The organism is Thermohalobaculum sp. (genome assembly GCF_058622915.1).
The window spans coordinates 1-4,360 of the sequence record NZ_JBZSYN010000010.1; the positions used below are offsets into that span (position 1 = coordinate 1).

5 protein-coding genes are annotated in these 4,360 nt (G+C 67.4%); 1 reads left to right on the forward strand and 4 read right to left on the reverse strand.

Going from position 1 to position 4,360, the window contains the following annotated elements; genetic code table 11:
• On the forward strand, positions 1–107 hold a 107-nt coding region (locus AC32QD_RS00780; RefSeq protein ID WP_492008574.1), incomplete at its 5' end, for an integrase core domain-containing protein.
• 37 nt (positions 108–144) lie between these two features.
• On the opposite strand, the gene AC32QD_RS00785 is transcribed toward AC32QD_RS00780, so the two are convergent.
• The 4 genes from AC32QD_RS00785 to tnpB all read right to left on the reverse strand — a co-directional run.
• Positions 145–1,107, reverse strand: a complete 963-nt coding sequence (locus AC32QD_RS00785; protein WP_492008570.1) for a 1-aminocyclopropane-1-carboxylate deaminase/D-cysteine desulfhydrase — start codon at positions 1,105–1,107, stop codon at positions 145–147.
• A 167-nt stretch (positions 1,108–1,274) separates the two neighbouring features.
• The gene (locus tag AC32QD_RS00790; protein ID WP_492008571.1) at positions 1,275–1,904 is read right to left on the reverse strand and encodes a glutathione S-transferase family protein; all 630 of its coding nucleotides are present in this window, start codon (positions 1,902–1,904) and stop codon (positions 1,275–1,277) included.
• A gap of 424 nt (positions 1,905–2,328) precedes the next feature.
• A complete protein-coding gene (gene tnpC / locus AC32QD_RS00795) occupies positions 2,329–3,876 on the reverse strand; it encodes an IS66 family transposase (protein ID WP_492008572.1) in 1,548 nt (515 codons plus the stop codon).
• Positions 3,877–3,950: 74 nt separating this feature from the next.
• Positions 3,951–4,360: IS66 family insertion sequence element accessory protein TnpB (gene tnpB / locus AC32QD_RS00800; protein WP_492008573.1), on the reverse strand; the 410-nt coding region annotated here is incomplete at its 5' end.

A 4,360-nucleotide genomic window follows, 5' to 3' on the forward strand; every position in this document is an offset into this window, starting at 1 on the left:
AATGGCGCCGCCACTACAACACCGTCCGACCCCACGGTGCCCTCGGCTGGAAGCCGCCAGCTCCGGCAGCCATCGTCCAGATGGACCAAAGGCCCCTCATGCACTAACAATCAAGTCGGACCACTCAGTGGGGGCTCCCCACACTTACCCGTCAAAAAGCTGCTCCGCCTGCTGGAACAGGGCCGGCACGCCCCCGGTGTGCAGTACGCAGACCGGCTCGTCGGCCGGCACGAGGCCCCTTGTGGCAAGGTCGAGCATGCCGGCGAAGGTCTTGCTGGTGTAGGTCGTCTCGAGCAGCAGCGCCTCCTCGGCGGCAAGGGTCCGGATCGCCGCCAGCCCCGCCGCCGTGGGCTGTCCGTAGCCCGCGCCGAGATAGTCGCCGTGATAGTGCGTGACCCGCTCCGGAATCCCGCCAGGCCGCACCCCGGTCTCGACCGCGAGGCCCGCGAAGATCCGCTCTACGCGCTCCTGCAGTTCCGGAACCGAATACTCGACCGTCACCAGGTGCACCTCGAAAGGCCAGCCCAAGAGGGCGCTGCCGAAGAGAAAACCGGCCTCGGTCGCGCCCATGGACCCGGGGAGAAAGACGTGGCGAAGCTCGACGCCTGCGGCGAAGGCCTGACCATGGAGCTCCCGTGCCGCGACGACATAGCCGAGCGCACCAACCACCGGGTCGCCGACGATGTAGGGCCGCCGCCCGGCACTTCGCAGTTCGTCCCGGATCCGCAGCGTCTCCTGGGCGCGCAGGTCCTCGTCGACCGGTCCGATGAAGCGGATGTCCGCGCCGTAGAGCCTGCTGAGCAGGAGATTGCCCGTCGGCACCGCCGGCGGGTCGTCATTGTGCACGACAACGCAGTCCAGGCCTGAGCGCGCGGCGGCGGCGGCGGTCAGGCGGCACTGGTTCGATACGGCCCGGCCGGCCGCGAGGACAATGTCGCTGTCTTGCGACAGGGCGTCGCCCAGCCAGAACTCGAGGCTGCGCAGCTTGTTGCCGCCCAGGCCCAGAGGCATCGCGTCATCGCGCTTCACATAGACGCCCCGATGGCCTGTCCTCGCCTCCATCCGGCGCAGGCGCTCGAGCGGTGTCGGGCCGTCGAGGAGCCGCACGCGGGGCTTTCCCATGAACATCATTTCCCGGCCTCCCGTGGTGGCGACGATACCCCGATGCCGTCGCCGGTCCACGTCGATCTCGTCATGACCATGTGGCCACGGTCTGGCCGAGGCTCCAAGGACTCCAGGCATAAGGTCGGCGTGCCGTCCGGGCGCCGAAGCGGTCAGCTCGCCGGCCGCCGGTCCGACGCCAGATAGGCGGCAATCCGCGGCCGCGCCGCGATGGTCTCTTGGAACCGCTCGAGACGCGGGAAGCCCTCCAGCGTGGCACCCTCGATCCAGGTCGTCACGGAGTCGAGCACATCCCACATGGCGAAGTCCGCATGGGTCAGGTCCCGCCCGACGAAGACGCCGGTATCGCCGTTGAGCGCCAGCAGGCCATCGAAGCTCATCAGCCAGCGCTTCCGCCACGGACCCGCCACGAACGCAGCCTGTGCAGCGGGCGGATCGGACGCAAAGAACAGGCCAAAGTACAGGCATCGCAGGTCCTCGGCCCCCCAGCAGATGGCATCCGCCTTTGCCCTTTGTTGCAGATCCGCCGGCGCCAGTCCGTGCTTTGCGGCCAGGTAGGAGAGAATGACCGGCGCCTGGCAGAGCCTGAAGCCGTCGTCCTCGAGCATCGGCACGGAACCGAAGTAGAGCATCTTCGGGCCCTGCGCCTGCAACGCCCGAAGCTGCGGGCTGTTGCGCGCGATCTGCACCTCCTCGTAGTCCGCGCCCAGCTCGTTGAGGAGCAGGCGCACCTGCTCGCCGCGGCCGCGCTTGTTCCAGTAAGTGAGCCTGTACGCGCTCATGGCTTCGCCCTCCCAATGTCGCGATCGTCTGAGAATAATGCCATCGGGTTCCGCAGGGCAAAATCACGGTGACCCAGACGGCGTCCCGGCCCCGGCCACGAGCCAATGCACCGAATGCGATCGGGCTTCTCTTTCCTGACGCCAACTTCTCCATCTGCGCAGCGAACAGCCCTATGGGCACTTTCGCGACGGTGGCGTCCTTGCCCACGCTCTCCTGGGCCCGTCTTCGGTCCGAAGGAGACGAAGGATGAAGCCGGCCGCAGACCTCGATCGCGCGCTCGAGATCGCGCAAAGGTTCGACATCAGTCGGGAGGCGGCGCCGCGCCGCTATCTCAACCTGCATGACGATTGCCTCGCGGCGGTATTCACCGCCGATAAACCCGCCTCCCTGATCCGGCGTAAGCGTCCATTTCTGACACGTCGGTCAGTTGCCGGCGTCTTTGGCGGTCCAATTCCAGGGGAGGAGCTCGTCGATGCGATTGATGGGATGGCCGTTTGTCAGGCGCTCGAGGACGTCCGTCAGCCAGGCCTGAGGGTCGATGTCATTGAGCCTGGCGGTCGTGATCAGCGTGCTGAGCATCGCCCATCTCTCGGCGCCGCCATCGGAGCCGGCAAAGAGATGGTTCTTGCGACCAAGCGTGACCGGCCGGATGGCGCGCTCGACCGTATTGGTGTCGAGTTCGCTCCGGTCGTCGTCGAGGAAACGGCAGAGCGCCGGCCAGCGCGCGAGCGCGTAGCGGATCGCATCGGCCAGGCCACTGCGCTGTGGCAGCCGCGGGATCTGCCGCTCGAGCCAGGGCCTCAGGGCATCGACGATCTCGCGCGAGCGTTGCTCCCGTGCTGCCTGGCGGGAGGATGCCTCGCAACCACGGATCTCCGCCTCGATCGCATAGAGGGCTGCGATACGACGCAGCACCTCGGCCGCGATCGGTGAGCCCGTTGTCTGGTGCACATCGTAGAATTTTCGCCGTGTGTGCGCCCAGCAGGCGGCGAGCGTGATATCGCTCCGTACTGCCAGCGGCTCAAAGCCGGCATAGCCATCGACCTGCAATATTCCCTCGAACCGCTCCAGATGCGCCGCCGGCCGTTCAGCCCGGCGATCGGGACTGTAGGTATAGAGCACGGCCGGCGGACCGGCCCCGCCCCACGGTCGGTCATCCCGGGCGTAGACCCAGAGACGGCCAGTGCGTGTTCGCCCGCGGCCCGGATCGAGGACGGGCAGGACCGTGTCATCGGCGAAGACCCGCTGTGCCGCCATCACGTGGTCCGCGATGCGGTCCCGGATCGGAGAGAGCCACCAGGCCGCGCCCGCTACCCAGTTCGCCAGTGTCGAGCGGTGCAGCATGACACCCTGGCGGGCAAAGATCTGGCTCTGCCGATAGAGCGGCAGGTGGTCGCAATATTTCGCGATCAGGACATGAGAGAGCAGCGCCGGGCTCGCCAGCCCCTTCGCGATCGGGCGCTCCGGCGCGGCCGCCTGGTGGATCGCACCGCAGGACCGGCAGCCATACTTCGGGCGGCGGATGCGCAGCACCCTCAGCTGCGCCGGCACATGATCGAGCATCTCGCTGACGGTCTCGCCGATCAGGTGCAATGCCCCGCCACAGCAGGGGCAGGAATTCGCGTCGACCGCGACGGTCCGGTCTTCCCGGGGCAGATGATCCGGCAACCTCGCGCGCCGGGCGGTGCGGTCTGCCGGCCCTGGCCGCTTGCCATCCGATCGGACCGCGACCTCCTCTGCATCCGCGAGATCGGCGGCGAGATCCTCGAGCCCGAGCTGCAACTGGTCAGGGTCGAGCCGTTCCGAGCGTCGCCCGAACTGCATCCGCTGCAAGGACTTCAGAATGCGCTTCAGCCGATCGATCTCGGCCTCCGCCTCGGCCCGCGCGCTGTCTCGCTCGCGGACCAGAGCGCCGATCATCCGGTGCAGCGTCTCCACGTCGTTCGGCAGGGCGGCAAGGTCGATCGACATGGTCGGATCATACCATGCCACAACCTCATGCCGCGGGACGAACACCAGCCCGAGTCAATCCGCCGCAGGCGCGATCAGCCCGCGGCCGCCGGTTGCAAGCGCCGCTCTGGCACGCGCCAGTCGATCCCCTCGAGCAACATCGAGAGCTGCGCCGAACTGAGCGCGATCACGTCCCCCGCGACTTCCGCCGAAGGCCAGGGAAAGCTCCCCGCATCCAGTCTCTTCGTGAACAGGCAAAGGCCGGTGCCATCCCACCAGAGGATCTTGACCAGGTTCGCCTTGCGCCCGCGGAAGGCAAAGAGATGGCCCGAGAACGGGTCGGCCTTCAGCACGCCCTGCACCAGCATCGCCAGGCCATCCATCCCCTTGCGCATGTCGGTGAAGCCGAGCGCGAGATGCACCTTCATTCCCGCTGGCGCCAGCATCATTGGCCTGCTCCTTCGAGCAAGCTCACGAGCCGTCGGATCGTCTTGGGATTGATCTC